At 56.8% G+C, this 20,813-nt stretch carries 20 protein-coding genes and 2 pseudogenes; 12 read left to right on the top strand and 10 right to left on the bottom strand.

Annotation, left to right across the window (positions count from 1 at the left end):
- Positions 1-128: 128 nt before the first annotated feature.
- Positions 129-404, top strand: coding sequence for a DUF2798 domain-containing protein (locus AC1DRN_RS20015; RefSeq protein WP_223458844.1), 276 nt, complete (start codon positions 129-131; stop codon positions 402-404).
- A gap of 208 nt (positions 405-612) precedes the next feature.
- Here the strand turns inward: AC1DRN_RS20015 and AC1DRN_RS20010 are convergent, their stop codons facing one another.
- Entirely contained in the window at positions 613-1,797 is a 1,185-nt protein-coding gene (locus tag AC1DRN_RS20010) for a CBM20 domain-containing protein (RefSeq protein WP_223458842.1), read from the bottom strand.
- Positions 1,798-2,197: 400 nt separating this feature from the next.
- Between AC1DRN_RS20010 and tnpB the strand changes: the two genes are divergently transcribed.
- Positions 2,198-2,554, top strand: a complete 357-nt coding sequence (gene tnpB, locus AC1DRN_RS20005) for an IS66 family insertion sequence element accessory protein TnpB (RefSeq protein WP_317851113.1) — start codon at positions 2,198-2,200, stop codon at positions 2,552-2,554.
- Positions 2,490-2,726 (top strand): annotated as a pseudogene (locus AC1DRN_RS20000) (IS66 family transposase); the annotation flags it as partial. The gene tnpB and the pseudogene AC1DRN_RS20000, both read left to right, overlap by 65 nt.
- On the opposite strand, the gene AC1DRN_RS19995 reads toward AC1DRN_RS20000, so the two are convergent.
- The 3 genes from AC1DRN_RS19995 to AC1DRN_RS19985 form a co-directional block, all read right to left on the bottom strand.
- Entirely contained in the window at positions 2,726-3,262 is a 537-nt protein-coding gene (locus tag AC1DRN_RS19995; RefSeq protein WP_223458840.1) for an NADPH-dependent FMN reductase, read from the bottom strand. The pseudogene AC1DRN_RS20000 and the gene AC1DRN_RS19995 sit on opposite strands and share 1 nt — an antisense overlap.
- Positions 3,263-3,594: 332 nt before the next feature.
- Positions 3,595-4,137 (bottom strand): DinB family protein, encoded by a 543-nt coding sequence (locus tag AC1DRN_RS19990; protein WP_457266038.1) that lies wholly within the window; start codon positions 4,135-4,137, stop codon positions 3,595-3,597.
- A gap of 91 nt (positions 4,138-4,228) precedes the next feature.
- Positions 4,229-5,146 carry a LysR family transcriptional regulator gene (locus tag AC1DRN_RS19985; RefSeq protein WP_457266037.1) on the bottom strand — a complete coding sequence of 306 codons (918 nt, stop codon included), beginning with the start codon at positions 5,144-5,146 and terminating at the stop codon, positions 4,229-4,231.
- Between the two features lie 117 nt (positions 5,147-5,263).
- Here AC1DRN_RS19985 and AC1DRN_RS19980 point away from each other — a divergent pair, with 117 nt between their 5' ends.
- The 4 genes from AC1DRN_RS19980 to AC1DRN_RS19965 all read left to right on the top strand — a co-directional run bounded on the left by AC1DRN_RS19980 (position 5,264) and on the right by AC1DRN_RS19965 (position 8,788).
- Positions 5,264-5,683 (top strand): ester cyclase, encoded by a 420-nt coding sequence (locus AC1DRN_RS19980; RefSeq protein WP_457266036.1) that lies wholly within the window; start codon positions 5,264-5,266, stop codon positions 5,681-5,683.
- A gap of 3 nt (positions 5,684-5,686) precedes the next feature.
- Entirely contained in the window at positions 5,687-6,754 is a 1,068-nt protein-coding gene (locus AC1DRN_RS19975) for an SDR family oxidoreductase (protein ID WP_457266035.1), read from the top strand.
- A 170-nt stretch (positions 6,755-6,924) separates the two neighbouring features.
- Entirely contained in the window at positions 6,925-7,467 is a 543-nt protein-coding gene (locus AC1DRN_RS19970) for a histidine phosphatase family protein (protein ID WP_223458994.1), read from the top strand.
- A 127-nt stretch (positions 7,468-7,594) separates the two neighbouring features.
- Positions 7,595-8,788: an MFS transporter gene (locus tag AC1DRN_RS19965; RefSeq protein ID WP_457266034.1), complete on the top strand. Its 1,194-nt coding sequence runs from the start codon at positions 7,595-7,597 to the stop codon at positions 8,786-8,788.
- 18 nt (positions 8,789-8,806) lie between these two features.
- Here AC1DRN_RS19965 and AC1DRN_RS19960 read toward each other — a convergent pair whose 3' ends face one another.
- The 3 genes from AC1DRN_RS19960 to gabT form a co-directional block, all read right to left on the bottom strand.
- Entirely contained in the window at positions 8,807-9,298 is a 492-nt protein-coding gene (locus tag AC1DRN_RS19960; protein ID WP_108219348.1) for an Lrp/AsnC family transcriptional regulator, read from the bottom strand.
- A 47-nt stretch (positions 9,299-9,345) separates the two neighbouring features.
- Positions 9,346-10,002, bottom strand: coding sequence for an HAD family hydrolase (locus AC1DRN_RS19955; RefSeq protein WP_223458828.1), 657 nt, complete (start codon positions 10,000-10,002; stop codon positions 9,346-9,348).
- Between the two features lie 93 nt (positions 10,003-10,095).
- Positions 10,096-11,388 carry a 4-aminobutyrate--2-oxoglutarate transaminase gene (gene gabT, locus AC1DRN_RS19950; RefSeq protein WP_457266033.1) on the bottom strand — a complete coding sequence of 431 codons (1,293 nt, stop codon included), beginning with the start codon at positions 11,386-11,388 and terminating at the stop codon, positions 10,096-10,098.
- A gap of 287 nt (positions 11,389-11,675) precedes the next feature.
- Here gabT and AC1DRN_RS19945 point away from each other — a divergent pair, with 287 nt between their 5' ends.
- From AC1DRN_RS19945 to tatA, 4 genes are all read left to right on the top strand, one after another.
- Positions 11,676-12,602: a 2-hydroxyacid dehydrogenase gene (locus AC1DRN_RS19945; RefSeq protein ID WP_223458824.1), complete on the top strand. Its 927-nt coding sequence runs from the start codon at positions 11,676-11,678 to the stop codon at positions 12,600-12,602.
- A gap of 413 nt (positions 12,603-13,015) precedes the next feature.
- Entirely contained in the window at positions 13,016-13,873 is an 858-nt protein-coding gene (locus AC1DRN_RS19940; RefSeq protein ID WP_457266032.1) for a GNAT family N-acetyltransferase, read from the top strand.
- Positions 13,874-13,930: 57 nt separating this feature from the next.
- Positions 13,931-14,638, top strand: coding sequence for a cupin domain-containing protein (locus AC1DRN_RS19935; protein WP_457266031.1), 708 nt, complete (start codon positions 13,931-13,933; stop codon positions 14,636-14,638).
- 84 nt (positions 14,639-14,722) lie between these two features.
- A complete protein-coding gene (gene tatA, locus AC1DRN_RS19930; RefSeq protein ID WP_457266030.1) occupies positions 14,723-14,947 on the top strand; it encodes a twin-arginine translocase TatA/TatE family subunit in 225 nt (74 codons plus the stop codon).
- A gap of 51 nt (positions 14,948-14,998) precedes the next feature.
- Here tatA and AC1DRN_RS19925 read toward each other — a convergent pair whose 3' ends face one another.
- The 3 genes from AC1DRN_RS19925 to AC1DRN_RS19915 all read right to left on the bottom strand — a co-directional run bounded on the left by AC1DRN_RS19925 (position 14,999) and on the right by AC1DRN_RS19915 (position 19,964).
- The gene (locus AC1DRN_RS19925; RefSeq protein ID WP_457266029.1) at positions 14,999-17,125 is read right to left on the bottom strand and encodes a TonB-dependent siderophore receptor; all 2,127 of its coding nucleotides are present in this window, start codon (positions 17,123-17,125) and stop codon (positions 14,999-15,001) included.
- 260 nt (positions 17,126-17,385) lie between these two features.
- Complete coding sequence (locus AC1DRN_RS19920; protein ID WP_223458813.1) at positions 17,386-18,465, bottom strand: tartrate dehydrogenase; 1,080 nt, start codon at positions 18,463-18,465, stop codon at positions 17,386-17,388.
- Between the two features lie 41 nt (positions 18,466-18,506).
- Positions 18,507-19,964, bottom strand: a complete 1,458-nt coding sequence (locus AC1DRN_RS19915) for an NAD-dependent succinate-semialdehyde dehydrogenase (RefSeq protein ID WP_457266028.1) — start codon at positions 19,962-19,964, stop codon at positions 18,507-18,509.
- 712 nt (positions 19,965-20,676) lie between these two features.
- Between AC1DRN_RS19915 and AC1DRN_RS19910 the strand changes: the two are divergent.
- Positions 20,677-20,813: pseudogene (locus tag AC1DRN_RS19910) on the top strand (IS4 family transposase); the annotation flags it as partial.

Genomic DNA, 20,813 nt, shown 5'->3' with positions numbered 1-20,813 from the left:
TGGCCCAGCGAGAAGAGTTATTCATAAGATTTTCTTTATAAAGCAGCCACTGCTAGCCGTCTAGTTGCTAATTTTTGATCTTGCTATGGTGCTCATCACCTATCAATTGAAGATCAAAAAGGTCTGATATGAATCCCAAGGCATCCTCTAAAGCTCGATTTTTCAACCAGCGCAAGCTCTCGGCTCGCGCTACTCCTTATGTTTTCGCACTGTATATGGCCACAATTATGGGGCTGTTGATGTCTCTCGTGATCACTGCGGAAAACTCCGGCATTGAGACTGATTACCTAAGTAATACGCTGCACGCCTATAAATTGGCTATGCCCGTGGCATTCCTGTGCATACTCGTCGTTCGCCCCATTGTGCTCAAACTGGTGTCTTTAACTGTACACCCACATCATTAAGGGCGGCCTCTCAGCGGCCCAATTGATGGGGCGTTGGGGGCAGCCATATTGGGTCGACTGTTGCCGGTTGTCACAGGCCGGAGTCGACCCATTGCTGCCCGTCAGACATCTTCCTATGTTTCCTATGTCGAGGGAGGCGGGGCCAATTAACTTCCTCATGGCCCAACTTTAAGGCTTGGAGGTGTCTACAAAACCAAACAGATAAACGTCATGGAAGCGATAGCTCTCCAAGCCACGTGCAACTTTTCCCTATGTTACTGTCCGGCCTCGAACCAAAAATCCAGATCGCCCCATTCTTCCTTTGCACCGGAAAGAGCGCAGCCGGCCGGCCTTCATGGCATTCGGGCAATGGCACGGACATAACTGTCACATCACCATTTTTTGCGTCGAGCCGGAAAACCAGAATCTGCGCTTCGATAGAACACACGACCAAGAGGTCGTCATTTTCAAGAGCCATCTGCCCTTGATCGCAGGATCTCCAGGATTTATTCCTCTCCTGCGATATTGAGTGCGAAAGCTCCTTGCGCCAGGAGATAGAACCGTCGAGGGAGAGCTTAATGATTTCCAGCGACTTCACGCTCTGAGTATCGTGCCAACTCGATAGTACATAAAACGCAGTTCGTGACTTTACCATTGCAACCGTTACGTATTGTGATCCCGAATGGCTGTTGATGTTCGCTCTAACAGTTTGCCAGCCAATCACGTGTCCCGTGCGGTCAACACTCAGGACATTCACATCGTCCCTGTACTTTTTGTTGTCGTCCTCGCGCCTACCTGCAATGGTGGCCGCTACGATTTGGTCACCTACTGCTGAAACCGCCACCCCTTTTCCGAGTCCTAACCTTCGTTGCCACAAGAGCCTGCCCTGAGTCGATACGGCCGCCAGCCAATTTTCGGCACCGTCACGGCCGGCGACGACCAATTCGCCTGAATCAAGCATGGTCACACTCTGAATAAAACGAAACCGGAACGAGTGAAAAGAGTATTCCGCAACGATTCGTCCCTGTGGGTCGAGCTTTCCGAGATAGGCATCTGCCATCGTTCCGCCGGGGACGTACATTCGCCTGTTTGTTAAACCGGCAAGCCAAAGAGTCTCAGCGGGGCCCTGCACAATGTGCAAGGCCTGCCCTTGAGTTGCTGGTTCAATGATAGATCCAGGACCTGCTTCGCTGGGCCGCAAGAGAATCGATTGCGATACCCCTTTATTTCCTAGCGCGACTATTGAACCGCTGGCGTCGAGTGAGATTCCTCGAATAGCGAGAGCGTCTTGCGAGGTTCTCCCTTCAGGAATGGTTTCTGACCAGAATATTCTCAGCGCTGCATTTCCGGCTGCGGCTTGTTCGAGAGGAATCCACACCAGTAGAAGCGCGGTGAAGGCTATTAGCTTCGCCATGAAATGAAAGGACTCCTGAAAGGCTTGGGTCAAAAGTCGCAAGGAATATTCGACACATCACGTGAGGTGATAACGCCTTCACAGAACGGAAGCCCATTTAGCTCAATCATTTCCGTCAGCAAACCAAGCATAGCTACTCTTTTCCATCACTCCGCCCACCGTCTGCTTTTGGCCGATTCTGTTGAAAAAGTCGGTTCGCCCACACAGCTTGGTCATTGACTGGTTAAAACGCCTTTTTTTGCACACTGCTACGTGAAATCCGAGTCCGGAAGCCTCTGCCGAAAGTAAAAATTTCAATCTCGGACGCATAYTTTTCTGCTGCGCAAACCATGGTCGACTTTTTCAACAGAATCGGCCGTTCTCTGCCGGTCATGGCCTCGAAGCAAGCTGGTCAAATCCGATGCAATTGGTGGTCAGTACGAATGCAAATGACTGGTCAAGTGGAGTGCAATTTCGCAAAAGTGAACTGGCCAACCGAAAGTGCTGCTGCCTGCGCGACTTTTCTGCGAGATCTGCTGCGATGATCCGCATCGATTCCATCTGGCTCGCCACCGAGCCGATGGACATGCGTGCAGGCACCGAGACTGCGTTGGCCAGGGTGATCGCGGTATTCGGCGCGGCTAAGCCGCACTGTGCTTATCTGTTCGCCAACCGGCGCGCTACTCGTATGAAAGTTCTGGTGCATGACGGTTTCGGCTATCAGCAGAGCACTGGATTACAGCCTGAAACGCTGGGCAGCGCTATCGCGCTACCTTGATGACGGGGCGGTTCCCATTGACAACAATTGGGCCGACAACCAGATCCGACCATGAGCTCCTGGACGCAAGAACTGGCTCTTTTCAGGATCTCTACGCAGCGGAAAACGGGCGGCGGCGATCATGAGTTTGATCCAGTCTGCACGGCTCAATGGCCATGATCCGTACGTGTATCAGCCCGCTTTTTTACCATCGATTTGCTGCTTGAATGCTTCAAGTGCCGAAACGATCAGTGGGCGGATCGTTGGATCATTTGCGATAGTTTCTGCACTCAATTGCGTGGAAAGCAAATTTACGGATATTGATGCTTGCTCCACGATACGAGCCGACATTGTTTCCAGAACCAACCGCAGTGCCGCCTGCGCGTGCGAAGCCCGAGGTGAAGCGTTGAAAAGAGCAACGGGTTTACCTGGGAACTCCTCAGAGCTAACGAGCCAGTCCAGCATATTCTTGAATGAGCCGGGAATTCCGCGAGCGTACTCAGGGCAAGAGATCAGAACGCCGTCCGCGTGGGCGATACTCAAGCGTAAGCCCCTGATGGATTCAGGAGGATTTTCCGTGAAATCCGGGTTGAAATGAGGTAACTGGCCAACCTCGTGATAATGCGCTATCGACAGCCCTTCGGGACAGAGAACCTCAGCTGCACGCAACAGCACTGAGTTGGAGGAGGCCTCACGAAGACTCCCTGAAACTGCAAGCAAACGCACCATGTTCAACACGCTCCCTGATTTGTAGGGCGGGGAGTGTCGCATGAGGGCCACTGACTGCACCATCATTGGCCCTGCCACCGGAGTCAATCCCGTGTCCTGGTTTCTGGGCGATGACCAGATGGCTTTACCAGACGCTTGTGTCGCAAGCTCACCCTACCCCCGGGATCAGCTATCAGGTAGGCAACGATGCGGTGGGACACCGCACGTTCACCACCAGCGGTGCGAGGTGTTCGTCATGGATCAAACCAGGGCGACAGCGATGCAATCAGTGCGATCCGAATCGAATTACCCCTTTTGGCGGTGAATTCTCAATACCGGTATCCCGCTTTTCTTCATACGCTGGATCGGGATGGGATGAGGACGACTAAATCTGTATCACCTATGTCGAGACCAACCTGTGAAAGCAGCGTAGTAACCTGGCCACGGTGATGAGTCTGATGGTTGAAGAAATGCATCACCAGGCCGTAAAAGTCCTTGTCGGACACGACACCCTTCAAGCTGGCGTAATGGAGGGTGTGGTCCAGATCGGACTCTGTAATAGAGCTGGCCCATTCGACGATTATCTGATCAAGCCTCTCTCGATACACTGAGAGTTCTCGAATAGTAGAGAACAACGCCTGGTCAAGGTTTTTCGGATCAGGAAGTCGCCTCACCGGCTCCAATGCCGTGTGGTTCGCTGGATGTTTGGCGAATCGCTTTAGCCACACTGTGTCTCCGACTGCCACGTGGTTCAGCGTCCCGAGAATCGACCTGAAGAACGCTTTTCTATCAGCTGATAGCTCATCATCGGACAAGCACCTGGCCGCTTCATAGATCTTTTCGTTCATCCATTTGTTATAGGTCGCCATCAGGCAGATATGGCCGGTACGGCTCATGTGCTCATCCTTTGAGTGGGTATTTGACAAGCGCTCCACGCTCACCGCAAAACCAGTCTATTGCACGGCGACCCGTACGCGGTAGAGATCGTTATTGCTCCGATACTCGCGGGTCGCCCTCCAAGAGGTAACCTTCGACATTTTCCATGGACAGGGCTTCGAGCAGCACCTGCTCCAGGATGGCAAAAAAACATTTGATGTGGGCCTGCTTCAATGCCTGAGGCCGGGTCACCAGATAGACCTCCATATCTGGAAGGTGGAGATCCGGGAACAACCCGATCAGATCCTTCGCCAGTATACGGGGCAGTACGGCCACCCCCATACCTCGCCTCACCGATTCGAGTTGCACGGCGAACGAATTCACGCTGATCTGCGCGCGGTCCAGACCACCGGCCTTCGCCGCACGCATTTGCGGCAACATGTCCAGCGGGGGAAGCAAGGCGACATTGACCGCAGTGGCCGGGGTCACCCCTGGAAACCGCTTCAGATAACCTGCGTCAGCGAAGACACCGTAGGCGAGCCGGCCTATGGGTCGATAAATCAGCGACGGCTCACCCAGATGAGCTGTACGTACGGCAATGTCTGCCACGCCGCGGACGATCTTGTGAAAGTCGGCTGTGACCATCAGCTCCACCGAGCAACGCGGGTGCAGAGAAGTGAAACGACTCGCGGCCTCCAGCACGCAAGACGAGAACCCCTCGCCTGCACTGACCAGGACACTGCCAGATAGCTCTGTGTGCAGCTCGGTTATGCCTGCAGCGGTTTGACGCCTCAAGCCCGCTTCCGCCGCCAGGGCAACTTCCACGAGGGATTGGCCCCGCGAGGTCAACCAGCATCCTTCAACGCCCCGCTCGACGAGTGGCTCGCCCAGTGCGACCTCAAGTTGGGTCAGGCGGCGGGACACGGTAGACGCCGCGATACCCAGCAACTGGCCAGCTTGAAGGAAGCTGCCACGCCGCGAGACTGCCAACAGCAGACGAAGATCGTCCCAATTTGCTTGCAACGCCATGCGTCCTGTCCTCCCTGGTCTGCATATGTGCAAATCCATTATGCAGTAGTCGCTGTTTTTCGGGGGAGGCCTCAAAGGTATATCTACAGACCCTCGACACGAATGGAATGGACTGTAATGACTACTGGCCCCAACGACTACGCGGAACGCGCCTCAAGAGCCTTCAATCGCCGTGATGTGGAGGCGATGCTTGCGTTGGTTTGCGAAGACTTCATCTACCTCGACGGTATGGGGATTCAAACCGGTCGCGACGCCATGAGCAAACGAGAGACTGCGCTGTTCGAAGCGTTCCCCGATGCCCACGTGACCTTCACCCCATTCATGGTCGCTGGCAATCTTTTGGCGCTGACTGCCAAACTGACCGGCACCTTCGCCGCACCCTTGGTGCTGCCAGGCCGGGTGATCGCACCCCATGGACGCCATATTACCGTGCACTACGCCGCACACTTCACCTTCAGAAACGGGTTGGCCATCCGTGAAGAGGTCTTCTTCGACAGTGCGGTGTTGATGCCGTCAGCCGAACAGGGTGAGGGTTGAGCCATGCGTAGCGCATTTGTTACTGGAGCAACCGGCTTGCTGGGCAACAACCTGGTGCGTGAGTTGGTCGCTCGTGGCTACGCGGTCAAAGGCCTGGTCCGCTCAAGAGCCAAAGGTGAACAGCAATTCAACAATCTGCCGGGGGTGGAGCTGGTCGTGGGTGACATGGCCGATGTCGACGCATTCGCGGCATCGCTGCAAGGCTGCGATACGGTGTTTCACACCGCGGCGTTCTTTCGCGACAACTACAAGGGTGGCAGCCACTGGAAAGAACTCGAAAAGATCAATGTGTCTGGTACGCGGCGCCTGCTTGACCAGGCCTACCGCGCCGGTATACGACGGTTCGTCCATACGTCGTCCATTGCCGTGCTCGACGGCGCACCTGGCTCGTCCATCGATGAGACATGTCTGCGGGCCGACGCCGACGCGGATGACTACTACCGCAGCAAGATCCTCGCCGACCGTGTCGTCCTGTCGTTCCTGGAAGCACATCCCGAGATGCATGCCTGCATGGTCCTGCCCGGTTGGATGTGGGGCCCTGCCGACATTGGCCCGACCTCCTCGGGACAGTTGGTCAACGATGTCGTGAACGGCAAGTTGCCCGGGCTGATCCCTGGCAGCTTCTCCGTTGTCGATGCCCGTGATGTGGCAGGGGCGCTGATTGCTGCCGCCAGACAGGGCCGACGAGGTGAGCGCTATCTCGCGGCGGGCCGGCATATGACGATGGGTCAGCTGGTACCTGTTCTAGGACGTATCGCGGGCGTAAAGACACCCGTTCGACAACTACCGCTCCCCCTTCTTTACACCTTGGCGGCTGTGCAGGAGATCTATGCGCGCCTGACCGGCAAGCCCATTCTGCTAAGCATGGCTACGTTGCGCCTGTTGATACGAGAGGAGGACCGCACCTGCTTCAACCACCGCAAGAGCGAGCAGGAGCTTGGCATGAGTTTCCGGCCACTGGAGCTGACAATCACTGACACCGTGGCGTGGTACCGTGATCACGGCTGGTTTGAAAACCACAGTGCGCGCGCCTCGAAGAAAAAAAGCTCATCGGTCATGGTCGACAACTGACTTTCGCAGACGGGATTACCGTCCAGTCCAAAAGCCGATAATCTCGAGCCTCATTGTGCGGTTTTATGCGGGTACGGGAGGCGTACCTTGAGTTCCCGAAACCGCACTTGCTGGTCATTTACCACACACCAGAACAAGGACGTCAATTTGTGAACAGGGAAATCATCCTGATGCGTCACGGCCAGCCACAACTGGCCGCAACCGACAGGATCTCAGCGCTCGAGATGAAAGACTGGATCGAGCAATACGACCGATCCGAAATTACCCAGCACCCGGTCCCGCATGCCAGTCTGCAACTCGCCGCAACCGCCACGGTGATTGTTTCAAGCAGCGCGCCTCGTGCGCTGACCTCCGTCCAGGCGCTCGGCCTGAAGCCTGCGCTGGTCGACGCACTTTTCTGCGAAGCACAACTGCCTTGTGGTCATTGGAAACGGCCACGACTATCGCCGTTTACCTGGGCATTTATCCTTCGAGTCTTATGGCTGTGCGGTTACTCACGCAACGTCGAATCCGCCGGCACTGCGAGGATGCGCGCCAGCGTGGCAGCCAAACGATTGCAGTCCCTTGCCAGCGATGGACCGGTTCTGCTGCTCGGTCATGGCTTTATGAATCGAATGATCGCCAATCAATTGGTTGCCGACGGATGGGCTCGCCAAAAAGGTAACGGCAACCAGTATTGGAGTGCGACCGTGTATCAGTACGGCGGTGTGTAAGAGGCGCTAACGGGTCGGCAGAGATGCCTGTCAAATGCAGCACTGCGTTCATCGTCATCCGGGTAAACCGTCTTGGCGATGCAGCGGCAGCTGCATTAAGGGACGATTCATTCATGGGAGAGAAGTCGTGTCAGCCACATCCGGGAACAGCAACATTTTTCGCCTGGCAACCGCCCAGGCATTGGCGGGTGGTAACTCAGTCATCGTCTATGCAACCGGTGCTATCGTGGGAGACATGCTTGCACCGGATAAAGCATTGGCGACGCTGCCTATCTCCATTTTTGTCGTGGGCATGGCGAGCTGCACGCTACCTGCCGGCGCCATTGCGCAGCGCTATGGGCGCAGTCTCGTATTTATGCTGGGAGCGTTGTGCGGCATCCTGATGGGAGTGCTGGCTGCGACTGGCATTTACTTGTCTTCCTTCTTCATTTTCTGCGCTGCGATGCTGTTTGGTGGCGCTTATGCCGCTGTGGTGCTGACGTTTCGTTTCGCCGCCGCAGAATGCGTTCCAGAAAACAGGCAGCCCTGGGCGCTTTCAATCGTCATGGCTGCCGGCCTAGTGGCGGGTGTACTAGGTCCGCAGACGGTCACCTATACGATGGACCTATGGGAGTCCCACCTGTTTATCGCTACTTATGTTGCAGCCGCATTAATGGCAGTGGTTTCGGCGGCGGTGCTGTCAGGTGTCGATTTGCCACGCCATGAGGCGGCTGTGCGTACTCCAGGTCGCCCGCTTGCGGCGATTGTTCGGCAGCCTCGACTCATCAACGCCATGCTCTATGGCGTCATAACTTACACCTTGATGAATTTCCTGATGACTTCGGCCCCACTGGCAATGAAGCATGAGGATCTTTCACTGGAATCATCGAATCTGGCATTGCAGTGGCATGTCATTGCAATGTACGCACCCAGTTTTTTCACTGGAAATCTGATCCGCCGTTTTGGGGCAAACCGCGTTGTGCTGATGGGGTTGATGTTAACCGGCGCTTCTATTGCTGTCGGGCTTGCCGGTGTGCAGTCCTACCACTTTTATCTGTGTTTGGTGCTTCTAGGTATTGGTTGGAATTTCGGTTTTGTCGGCGCCTCTGCGCTCGTCCTTCAGTGTCATAAAACAAGCGAAAGAAACAGTGTCCAGGCGCTCAATGATTTCATTGTCTTTGGCGCCGTGGTGCTCGGCTCGTTTGCATCGGGAGGTATATTGAATCGATACGGTTGGACCGTTATCTGTGGGCTTGCCTTTGTACCTGTGCTGGTTGCCATAGCGACGTTGATATTGAGCGAGCATCGCGTCTGGCGTTCAATCCAGGAACGCACAAGCTAGGTGCCGTCGGCGAACCATTTAATGGTGGCGCAATAGCCTACGAAGCGGGACCCCATCTTTGAGTACTGGGGATTTAATGACGATGTAACTGAAGTACTTGGAGATACCGATATTCTTGTCCAGCAGCCCTTCGATCACTTCCTGATAATGCTGAATGCTGCAGGTCATGAAACGCACCAGGTAATCGTAACCGCCGCTGACTAAATGGCACTCCAGTACCTCATCGACCAAACGAATATTGGACTCGAACTTGGCGAAGTCCTCTCGTTTATGGTCGCTGAGCGTGATCTCAGTAAATACCGTGACCGAGTCGGTGATCTTGGCAAGGTTTAGATGAGCTCTATACCCGGAAATATAGCCGGCCGACTCAAGCCGTTTGACCCGCTGCAAGCATGGACTGGATGACAGGCCCACCGCATCGGCCAGACTGACGTTGGTCATTCGACCGTCTTTTTGAAGTTCAACCAGGATACTGATATCAATTCGGTCTAGTTTGATTAAACCTTCCATCGGGTACCTCTTGATTGCCGTTCAGATAGACAGTGGTTTTAGCAAACTCAACGTCGCAAAGATAGCTGATGCTGAGCGACCAGGTCAGCCATGCTAGTGATGTAAAAATCTGCGGAATTTTCCTGAGTATAATTCTCATGGCCACGGCGGATCAGGCACAATCCAGCCGATTTTGGCGGCTGCGCAGGAGGTCTGGAAATCTGCAGAATATTTTTGGGCTCCAGGTTGTTGGCCAGCAACCACTCGCTGTCCTCCAATGGATTACTGGCTCGGGAATGCAGGTCTTCGGGCACAATCCCCAAACGCTCGCAGAGCTGTTCGCGATCCTCGGCATCTCGATCGCAGTACACCAGCAGCCGATAGAATTTGCGCAGATACAACATGGCACCGGGCGCGTCCTCGAACAGTGACCAGTTGCATGCCGAACGGGCGAAACTCATGCCCTCTTCCCAACTGGCCTTGAGCCCAAAACGCTCTGCCAGCTGACGATGAGCAAAGCACAATAAGCCACTGAAACCCAGTTCGGAAAAACGTGGGTAGAGCGTGCGCACCGCCTCGTCAAAATCAGCCAATACCTCTTCCCTGCCTGGCATGCCCGGATGGTCTTCGAGCAAGGGTTGCAGGGCCGTCCAGATACCGGAATCCCGATCGACCAGGACTTCGTCGCAATCGATCAGCAGTGCACGATAATCAGTCAGGTACATGGTGTGTAGCCTCCCATGATGCATTCATCAATCCATGTGCGCTAAATGCCCTCGGTCGGCGCATTGCTACATTGCGCCAACCGAGACCTGAGATTAATCCAACACTCGTAATAATGCCGCTTCAAGAATTGTCAGCGCTTCGTCGATCTGATTTTCTTCGGTTACCAGAGGAGCCAGGAAGCGCAGCACATTTCGGTACACCCCGCATTTGATCACCAACAGCCCACCAACCCTGGCCTGATCGATCAGTTGTTGGGTGAGTTCTGCATCGGGGCTGCGGGCCTCATCGTCTTTGATCAATTCGATTGCCAGCATGAAGCCGGTGCCGCGCACGTCACCAATACGAGGGTGACGCGCCTGCAAGCGCAGCAGGCCCTGACGCAGCCGCTCACCCAATACCTCACCACGCTCGAGCAACTGATCCTGCTCGTAAGTTTCGATCACCGCCAACGCGGCCGCACAAGCCAGGGCGTTACCGCCGTAGGTACCGCCGAGACCACCGGGTAATGGCGCGTCCATGATGTGCGCACGACCTACCACGCCCGATATTGGCAAACCACCGGCCAGGCTCTTGGCGACTGTGACCAGATCCGGTTGAATTCCGGCGTGCTGGAAACCGAACCATTTGCCGGTACGGCCGAAACCGGTCTGAATTTCATCGAGAATGAGCACGATGCCATGTTGTTCGGTCAGAGCCCGCAGTGCCTGGAGAAATTCCGGCGGCGCGCAAAGGAAGCCTCCGTCGCCCTGCACCGGCTCGATGATGATCGCAGCTACTCGATCCGGAGCGACTTGAGTCGCCAGCAATTCGTTAAGCGCTTGCAAAGCCATCTCGCTGCTGAAACCGCGATAGGCGTTAGGGTATGGGGTATGGAAGACTTCTGGAGCGAAGGGCCCGAAGTTCTGCTTGTAGGGTTGGCTCATGCCAGTCAGCGTCGTACCCAGTAAAGTACGCCCATGGAAACCGCCACGAAAGGAGATAACGGCTGAACGATTGGTATGCGCGCGGGCGATCTTCACCGCGTTCTCTACCGCCTCTGCACCGGAAGTAAACAGCGCTGCCTTGTAGGCTTCTTGGCCACCCACCAACTCGCACAAGCGCTGTACCAGGTCAATGTAGGGTTTGTAGGCCACCACCTGGAAGCAAGCATGGCTGATCTTTTGCAATTGGGCCTGCACTGCCGCGACCACCTTCGGGTGATTGTGACCGATGTTCAAAACGCCAATGCCGCCGACGAAGTCCAGGTAGCGCGTCCCGTCCACGTCCCACACTTCAGAACCCTGGGCCCGGTCGATGACCAGCGGGTGTGCCGTGACCAAACCCCGTGGCACGAATTGATCGCGCTGACGGAGCAAACTCGGGGTTTCTTCGACTTTACTGTTCATGGCATCTCCCATAGTGAACCTGGCAACCGGGAAACGGCTGCGATGTGTTCCAAAGGTTAAGCTTTCGACGCAATTGTCTAAGCCGAACTTGGCCTCTGAGAAATTCGGATCGACTGTTTTCACCCCGGTAAACAGCAGAATCCTTCAGCTGTAGCCAGCTCCCATGGAATCTGCCGACGTGCACCCCATACAACGCAACGTTATGCGTTTACGCCGATTCTTTCGACATATCCTGCTCTGCCACTCGGGCATGCTGGATACTCCCAATCTGAAGCGAGAAGTTACCCATGGCCCTGCTCTATAAAGCTGACCCGGTGCGCGGCGAACAATGGAAACGCCTATTCGCTGAGCACGCTCCGGATATCGAATGGCGTGCCTGGCCGGACATCGGCGATCCGAAGGATATTCGCTACCTGGCAGCCTGGCAGGCGCCGGACGATCTCGAAACATTGTTGCCAAACCTGCAGGTACTGTTCGCCTTGTCGGCCGGGGTCGACCAACTTGACCTTGACCGTCTGCCAACGACCCTGCCGGTGGTACGTTTACTCGACCCGAGCATCACCCGGGGCATGTGCGAGTACGCCAGTTTTGCGGTGCTCAGCCTGCACCGGGATATGCTCCGTTATCGCCAGCAACAAATGGCTCGGTGCTGGCAGGCTCACCTGCTGCAACCGGCAGCCAAACGTCGGGTAGGTGTGATGGGGCTCGGCACGCAGGCTCAACAGATTCTAGCCACCTTGCAGACCTTTGGATTCGACTTGTCAGGCTGGGCACGCAGTGAGCATCGCATTGCCGGGGTGGACTGCTTTGCGGGCGCTGAGCAACTTCCGGCCTTCCTCGGCCGTTGCGACATCGTGGTTTGTGTCTTGCCATTGACCGAGGAGACTAAAGGGATTCTCAACCGACAGTTGTTCCAGCACCTGCCCAAGGGTGCTGCCTTGGTCAACATGGGCCGGGGTGGGCACCTGATAGAAGAGGATCTGCTGGAGGCTTTGGCCAGCGGCCAGCTCAGCGCGGCGGTGCTCGACGTACTGGAACAGGAGCCGGCGGCGCCGGACCATCCCTTCTGGCACCATCCGCAGATATTGCTGACACCGCATATCGCTGCGATGACCCAACCGGAAAGTGCGTTTAGCGTGTTGCTGGAGAATATCCGCCGGCATCAACGTGGTGAATCAATGCTTGGCCAGGTTGACCGCGAGCGAAGTTACTGAGCAACGCGCGACCTCGTTCGAGAGCGATATCGACGAGGTGCGCCTGATCATCGAGTATCCGCTGAGCATTCTGTAACGTTTGGTCCTGGCCGGTTTTATCTGTGGACCGGCCGGTTTTGTTGAAGGTCTGCTCCGCGCTCCCTTAGCCTTGAGGCGCCCATCCGGGCGCCTTTCTTTAAGCAACTTCCCCCATCAGCAGTGCCTTTTGCTTTGCTCTGCATCCTGAAAGCCGATCCAGTATTTGCTGCCGATCCTGCTTCTCATTTGAGCAGTAAATGTGGCGTACAGAGCTGTCGCTTAAAGAATCTACCGAATCAATGGGGGCCTCTTGTCAGGCCTCGCAGCAGGTGAGATACCAATACTTTCAGCGGAGAAATCCGACCGGTCACGCTCCCCGTCTACGGAGATCTGTCATGTCCAACTCGCAACGCCCTGCATATACCTATCGCCCCATCACCCCGGCCGATGTGCCGCTGGCCCACGCCTTGTCCGTACAGTTGAAATGGCCCCACCGCCTGGAGGAATGGGCCATGTTGCAACGCATCGCGCAGGGTTTTGTCGTAGAACATGAAGGTCGTCTGATAGGTACCGCGTTCACCTGCGTGCAGGGAGATTACGCCACTATCGGCCTGGTGATCGTCAGTGATGAGTACCAGGGCCAGGGTATCGGTCGCAAGCTGATGGAACTGGCACTTGAGGCTTGCGGTTCACGTACCGCCATGCTCAATGCGACGCTGGCCGGCGCCCCACTTTATGCCAGTCAGGGATTCATTGACTTTGGACATATTCAACAACATCAGGGGCAAGCGCTGTCTCCAGTACCCAATGATCTGCCAGCCGGTGAGCGCTGCCGCCCGCTGACCGAAGCCGATCGAAGCGATCAAATCGAACTGGCCAACGCCGGCAGCGGCCTGAACAGACAGGCCGTGCTCAATGAGCTGTTCGATAGTGTCGAACACTCGGTCGGTATCGAGCGCGAGGGTCAGCTACGTGCCTTCGCCATGCTGCGCCCATTCGGCCGTGGTCGCTGCATCGGCCCGGTCATCGCGGAAAGTCCAGAGCAGGCCAAACACTTGATCGCGGTGTTGTTGGCCCAAGTGCCGGACGCATTCGTGCGCATGGATATATCGTCCGATAGCGGACTGGCCCATTGGCTGGAAGAGGCCGGGCTGAAGCAGGTCGACACCGTTGCGCAAATGGCCCGTGGCACCCCACCGCAGGCTATCGGCGCAGTGCGCCAGTTTGCGCTGGTGACTCAGGCCATCGCCTGACAAACCCCACAGATCCATCCAACGCCACACGACGCATATTTCTGGAGAAACTCCTTCATGCAAGAGCCCACTGCAGTGCTGCTGGCACACGCCGACGGCAGTCCCGTTTCAACAAAATTTACCCCCGGCTCGCTAGGAGCCAACGATCCGTTCGACAGGCACATTGCATATGTCGGGACGGATGACATAGCTGCCGGCGTGGTCCAGGCGAGCGGACAATTCAGCGTCGATGAATATCCCTACAGCGAAATGATCGTGGTACACGCAGGACAAGTCACCCTGCAGAGCCAGGATGGCACGCTCCAACTCAATCCCGGTGATAGCGCAGTGATTGCCCGGGGCACATCTCTTCAAGTCGAAGCGCAACCCGACTCTCTCTGGGCATTCTGCGCCGATACCCAGCTCGTTGAGGCGTGCAATCCCGGGTTAACGCCTCTCCCCCAGCTAACCCTGCTCTCTCCCTCGGCAGCACCGGATGCAGAAATCCTGCTAAGCCCGGCACCGCAATGTCGCTCGCACAATTTATTTGTCGAAGAAGCGACCAACCTGCGTATCGGCGTCTGGGACTCGACACCCTATACCCGCAAGGCGAGGCCGCACATGCTGCATGAACTGATGCACTTGCTCGAAGGCAGCGTCACCCTCCAGGTGGCGGACGGGACACATCTGACGGTCAACACTGGCGATACAGTGTTCGTGCCCCGAGGCGCACCATGCGCCTGGAACAGCAGCGCCTATGTACGCAAGTTCTACGTCGTCAAGTAACTCGAACCGCGTTAGCGCCGGCAGATGAGTTTTCCTCCGCCGGCCCCACCACAAAATCGATCAATCAGTTGCGGAGTACAGACAATGGGATTAGGTGGCTTCAGTACCGGAAAACTCCTGATCATCCTGTTGATCGTGGTCATGCTGTTCGGAACCAGGCGCCTGAAAGGCTTGGGGTCGGATCTCGGTGACACGATCAGGGGGTTCCGCAAATCCATGGCCGACGATACGCCAGTCACCGAGGAGTCCAGGGACCCGCCCATTGACGCTCAGGCGCGCACACTCGAAGGCTCGGTAAAAAAATACTAACCCCTGATTTATATCGGCTTTAGCGAACCGCTGCAGGATTCACTGGATCGCCTAGAGGGTGTAAGAAATACCAACCTGCACGGTTCTCGGCACCCCTGGATAGGCGTAAACGTTGCCGAATGCCCCTTCCTCATAGTCTTCGTCAGTCAGGTTTTTTACATCCAGATTGAGCCTGATTTTGTCGTTGACCTTGTAGTAGCTCAGCAAATCGACAACCGTGTAGCTGCCCATTGAAAACGCTGTATTGGCGGTCTGTCCTGCGCGCTCATCGACGTACCTGAGGCCTGTCCCAAGACCCAATCCCTTGAGTGCGCCATCCTGGAACTCGTAGACATTGAGCAGGCTGAAACTGTTCTGTGGAATGTTCATCAGTCGGGTGCCGGATTTGATGACGTTGTCCTTGGTCACTTCGGCATCGACATAGGCGTAGCCGCCAATCACTCGCCATTGCGGGGTCAGATTGCCGGCGACGTTCAGGTCGAGACCACGGCTGCGCACCTCGCCTGCCGCGACACTGAAGGTCGAGTCCACAGGATCGGTGGTGAGCACGTTGCGCTTTTCAATGTGGTAGATCGCCGCGTCGACACTCAATTGACTGTCCAGCGCTTCCCACTTGAGACCCAGTTCATACGATTTGCCCTTTTCCGGTTCGAAACCACCGCCCTGGCGACTGGCACCGGTATTGGGTTTGAACGAGCGCGCCGTATTGGCATAGATCGCCACGGTGTCGGTCAGGTCATAGGTCACCCCTATGCGCGGCGTCACTGCATTGTCGCTGGCATCCCAGCTTCTGCCGCCTGGCACAAAGGTTTCGTAGTCATGCTCGAAGCGCTCGAAACGGGCCCCGGCCAAGACTCTCAAACGTTCGGTCAAGGCCACCTGATCCTGAACGAAAGCAGCGTAGGTCTTGAGGTTTTCTTTGTCGTTAGTCGGGGTTCGGGTCAAAGCTGGACGAGGTTGACCATATACCGGGTTGAAGATATCAATCGGGTACGCACTCACAGCCCCACTGGAGCGCTGGATGATCGCCTGGTAGTCGTAATCCTCATATTCGACGCCGGTCAGCAAGGTGTGATCGAAACCGCCTGCGGTGAAATGTCCGGTGAGGTTGAGTTGGGTGTCCTTGTCCGTCCACTCCAGCTTGCGGTAGTTGAAGTTACGGCCCAGGGTTCGCCCGTCCGCGGCCACACCGTTGGCTTCGACCGCGTTCCCCTCGAGGGTGCCGTCGAGCCATTGGAATCCGCCGCCCAACGTCCAGTTATCGCTCAGCAGATGCTCGAACCGCAATTGCGCCATGTTGTTGTCGTTGTGCAATTTGCCAACGTCTTTTTCACCGAAGAAGGTATCGCGGGACGCGGTGCCAATCTGATTCGGAAAGCGGGTCACGCCGCGATCGAGCGGGTGGTTATTGCGCATGAAGTCGCCTTCGAAAATCACCTTGGTGTCGTCGGTGGCCTGCCAGGAAAGCACCGGCGTCACGCCGTAACGTTCGGTTTCGACATGATCGCGGAAGGTATCACCGCCCTCACCCACCACGTTCAGGCGATAGGCCAGTCGGCCTTCTTCATCCAACGGGCCGGAGGCGTCCAGCGTGCCACGCTTCATTCCATGGTCATCGAGTTGGCTACCCAGCGTCACCGTTGGCATGGCCAAGGGTTGTTTGGAGATGACGTTGAATGTGCCGCCTGGATCGCCTCGGCCATAGAGCATGGTCGCCGGCCCTCGCAGTACTTCCAGTCGCTCGATGGTGTTCGCATCCGGCATGTTCGGATAACCACGGTTGATCGGGAAGCCGTTGCGGTAGAACTCGCCAGTGGTAAAGCCACGCACGGTAAACGTGGTCAAGCCCTGGCCACCGAAGTTATTGGCCCGCCCCACCCCGCCGGCGTAATCGAGCGCGTCCTGCAACCGGGTGGCACTGATGTCCTCCACGACATCCCTGGGCACCACAGTGATGGATTGTGGTATTTCGTGGATCGAGGTGTCGGTACGCGTTGCACTGGCCGAACGCGTCGCACGATATCCATCAACCGGCCCCAACGCCGTTTCAAAGTCAGCCGTGCCAACGATGTCTGTCGCTTGCAACTCCAGACTGGTTTTATCGGTTGTGACTTGCTCCGCCCAGGAGGAAGCGGAAAACGCCTGAAGCACACAGATAGAAACCAGAGTACGACGCATCGAAGAAACCTTGAGAAAATAGCCAAATGGGACGGCATACGTGCCAATAATTCGCGGCGTATGGTATATCGCATCATCAGCTTTTGATACGTATTCGCATTTATATTTTCTGAACGCTGCCTGCGGTTTTACAAGCAATCCCGGAACACATCGCTTCGGGAACCAAGGTCGAATCAAAAAAAGCCCGCAGTGTGGACGGGCTAAAAGGGTGAGACACAAGAGTGAGTGGAGCTTTCCAGCCGACCTGTTGTTATCCGGATTTAAAGCGCCGCGGCGATTGCCATACCGACATCCTGGGTCGAGCCCTGCCCGCCCAGATCTGGGGTGATCGGTCCCTCGGAGATGACCTGCTCGATGGCCTTGAGAATACCGTCATGGGCCGCACGGTAACGCTGATCGCCATTGCCCAGGAAATCCAGCATCAAGGCACCGGACCAGATCATCGCAATCGGGTTGGCGATGTTCTGCCCATAGATATCCGGCGCCGAGCCATGGACCGGTTCGAACAGCGAGGGAAAGCGCCGCTCCGGATCGAGGTTGGCCGAGGGGGCGATGCCGATGGTACCGGCGCAGGCCGGTCCCAGGTCGGACAGAATGTCGCCGAACAAATTCGACGCCACCACCACATCGAAACGATCTGGCTGCAGCACGAAGCGCGCACAGAGAATGTCGATGTGTTGCTTGTCCCAAGTGACGTCCGGGTACTGCTGTGCCATTAACGCCGTGCGTTCATCCCAGTACGGCATGCTGATGGAAATGCCGTTGGACTTGGTGGCCGCGGTCAGACGTTTGCGCGGCCGGGTCTGGGCCAGATCGAAGGCGAACTTGAGAATCCGGTCCACACCGCGCCGGGTGAACACTGACTCCTGCAGCACGAACTCATGCTCGGTGCCTTCGAACATCTTGCCGCCGACCGAGGAATACTCGCCCTCGGTGTTTTCGCGGATCACCACGAAATCGATATCCCCGGCTTCGCGTCCGGCCAGCGGACACGGCACACCGGGAAACAACCGCACCGGACGGATGTTCACGTATTGGTCGAAGTCACGGCGGAACTTCAGCAGCGAACCCCACAGGGAAATGTGATCCGGCACTTTGTCCGGCCAGCCCACGGCGCCAAAGTAAATCGCGTCGAAACCCTTGAGTTGTTCGAACCAGTCAGCGGGCATCATTTGCCCGTGTTCCAGGTAGTAATCGCAGTGCGCCCAGTCGAGCACTTCGATGCTCAAATCCAGCTGCCATTTCTTCGCGGCCTGCTCCAGTACCCGCAGCCCTTCAGGCAAGACTTCCTTGCCGATACCATCGCCGGCAATCGCGGCGATTCTGAATGTTTTACTCATCAATCGTGGCTCCTCAATGTCCTGTTCAAACGGTGACCGGATCACAGCCCACCGATGTGGAAGGCTTTGATTTCCAGGTATTCATCCAGGCCGTACTTACTGCCTTCACGACCCAGACCCGATTGTTTGATACCGCCGAATGGGGCGACTTCCATGGAGATGAGCCCGGTGTTTAGACCGATCATGCCAAACTCCAGCGCCTCGCCGAACCGCCATGAACGGCGCAAGTCCTGGGTGAAGAAATAAGCGCCCAAACCATAAGGCGTGGCATTGGCCAGGGCCAGCGCTTCTTCTTCACTGGTAAAGCGCATCAGCGGTGCGACCGGGCCGAAGGTTTCTTCGTTGGCCAGCAGCATCCCGGCATGGGCCTCACCGAGCACCGTCGGCTGGACGAACTGGCTGTCGCCCTCGGGGACGCCGCCACAGAGCAGACGGGCTCCCTGACTCAAAGCGTCGTCGATATGTCGAGCGACCTTGCTCACCGCCGCTGCATTGATCAGTGGGCCGATGGTGGAATCTGCGTCCAGGCCATTGCCGACCTTGAGTTTGCCCACCTCCTCCACCAAGCGCTGGGCGAAGCGCTCATAAATACCCTCCTGCACCAGGATCCGGTTGGCGCAAACGCAGGTCTGGCCAGCGTTGCGGAACTTGCTGAGCATGATGCCGGCCACTGCCTGTTCCAGATCAGCGTCGTCGAACACAATGAATGGCGCGTTACCGCCCAGTTCCAGGCTCAGGCGCTTGATGTGTTCGGCGCTCTGACGCATCAGCAGCCGACCGACAGCGGTGGAACCGGTAAAGGAGATTTTGCGCACCGTCGGGTTGCCGGTCAGTTCTTCACCGATGCCGACGGGCATACCGGTCACTACGTTGAACACCCCGGCCGGAATGCCGACGCGCTCGGCAAGCACCGCCAGAGCCAGGGCGGACAGCGGAGTCAGATCCGAGGGTTTGACGATGACCGGGCACCCGGCGGCCAGGGCCGGCGCGCATTTGCGGGTGATCATCGCGTTGGGGAAGTTCCATGGGGTGATCGCGGCGCAGACGCCAACCGGCTGTTTAAGCGTGAGCAAGCGGCGGTCGCCGCCGGGTGCCGGGATGGTTTCGCCGTAAACCCGGCGGGCTTCTTCGGCGAACCATTTGACGAAACTGGCGCCATAGCGGATCTCGCCCTTGGCTTCGTTGAGTGGCTTGCCTTGCTCGCAGGTCATGATCAACGCAAGATCGTCCAGGTTGTCGATCATCGCCTGATACCAGCGCTCCAGCAGCGCCGCCCGTTCTGCCGCCGGGCGTGCGCGCCAGGCCGGCCAGGCGCGTTCGGCAGCTTCGATGGCGCGTCGGGTTTCGCTGCCGTGCATCGCGGGTACGCGGGCGAGCAACTGGCCGCTGGCCGGGTCGATAACGTCCAGGGTGGCGGCGTTGTCGGCGCTGATCCACTGACCGTCGATGTAAGCGAGTTCTACCAGCAGGCTGGGGTCTTTCAGGCGATTGTTGAGCATGGTCGAGTCCTGTTCCGAGACAGCCTTCAGTCTATTGTGTCGCCACAGACGAGGATGCTGAAAGCGCCGCCCCGACAGCCTTCGAACGCTGAAAATCGGCATTCGACGGCAGGCTCTACTGTTGGTGGGGTGATGGATACTGTCGCGGTCAGACGATGTAGTGCTTGACGATGCCGTTCAGTTCGCAGGCCAAGATCAACAGCTTCGCGAGCAGGCTCCCACAGTTGGACTGGGTACATCCGGAGAAGATTGATCGGCTGACAGGCCGCCATCGCAGCGATGCGGCGACCCGACAAGCCAACCCCACAAAAAATCAGAACACATCCGCTCTGCTTTTCACCACCCAACAGGCCGAGCGTTAGCTCGCCTGCAGCTTTTGATCTTGATGCACCGCCCCCTCGAGAGGCCGAGTGGAGGTTCTGCGCAGTGGGCAACCCGGCATGGATGCCGGGTTAGCCGCGCACGGCCATGGATGGCCGATCGCGGCGGGCCCACGGAGCAGGACCGGAGCGAGGGCATGCCGAGCCTAGGCGAGGCACCGAACGAAAGGGGCAAGAGCGCTTGGTTACTTGGCGCTTTTCCAAGTGACCCGCCGTAAGGGCCAGCCCTTTCAAGGTCTTCGTTTAGAATCCCCTAAAAACCAGTCAGGGTGACGAAAACGATGTGGGCAGAAGTTCTAGCGCGGTTTGAAAAAAAGACACCGGCCAGTGTCATGACGAAATTGATACTGGAGCAGGCTGTTCCTGCCGAATGGGTTGATCAGGTGTTTGAAGAACACCGTCAACGCCAGTACCCGCGTGAGCTGTTGTTTTCGACCATCGTTGAGCTGATGTCCCTTGTTTCATTGGG

The sequence above is a fragment of the Pseudomonas sp. P5_B3 genome (genome assembly GCF_056400405.1).
The sequence above is the reverse complement of the archived record's forward strand: the minus strand, read 5'-3'. Positions and strand labels throughout refer to the sequence as shown.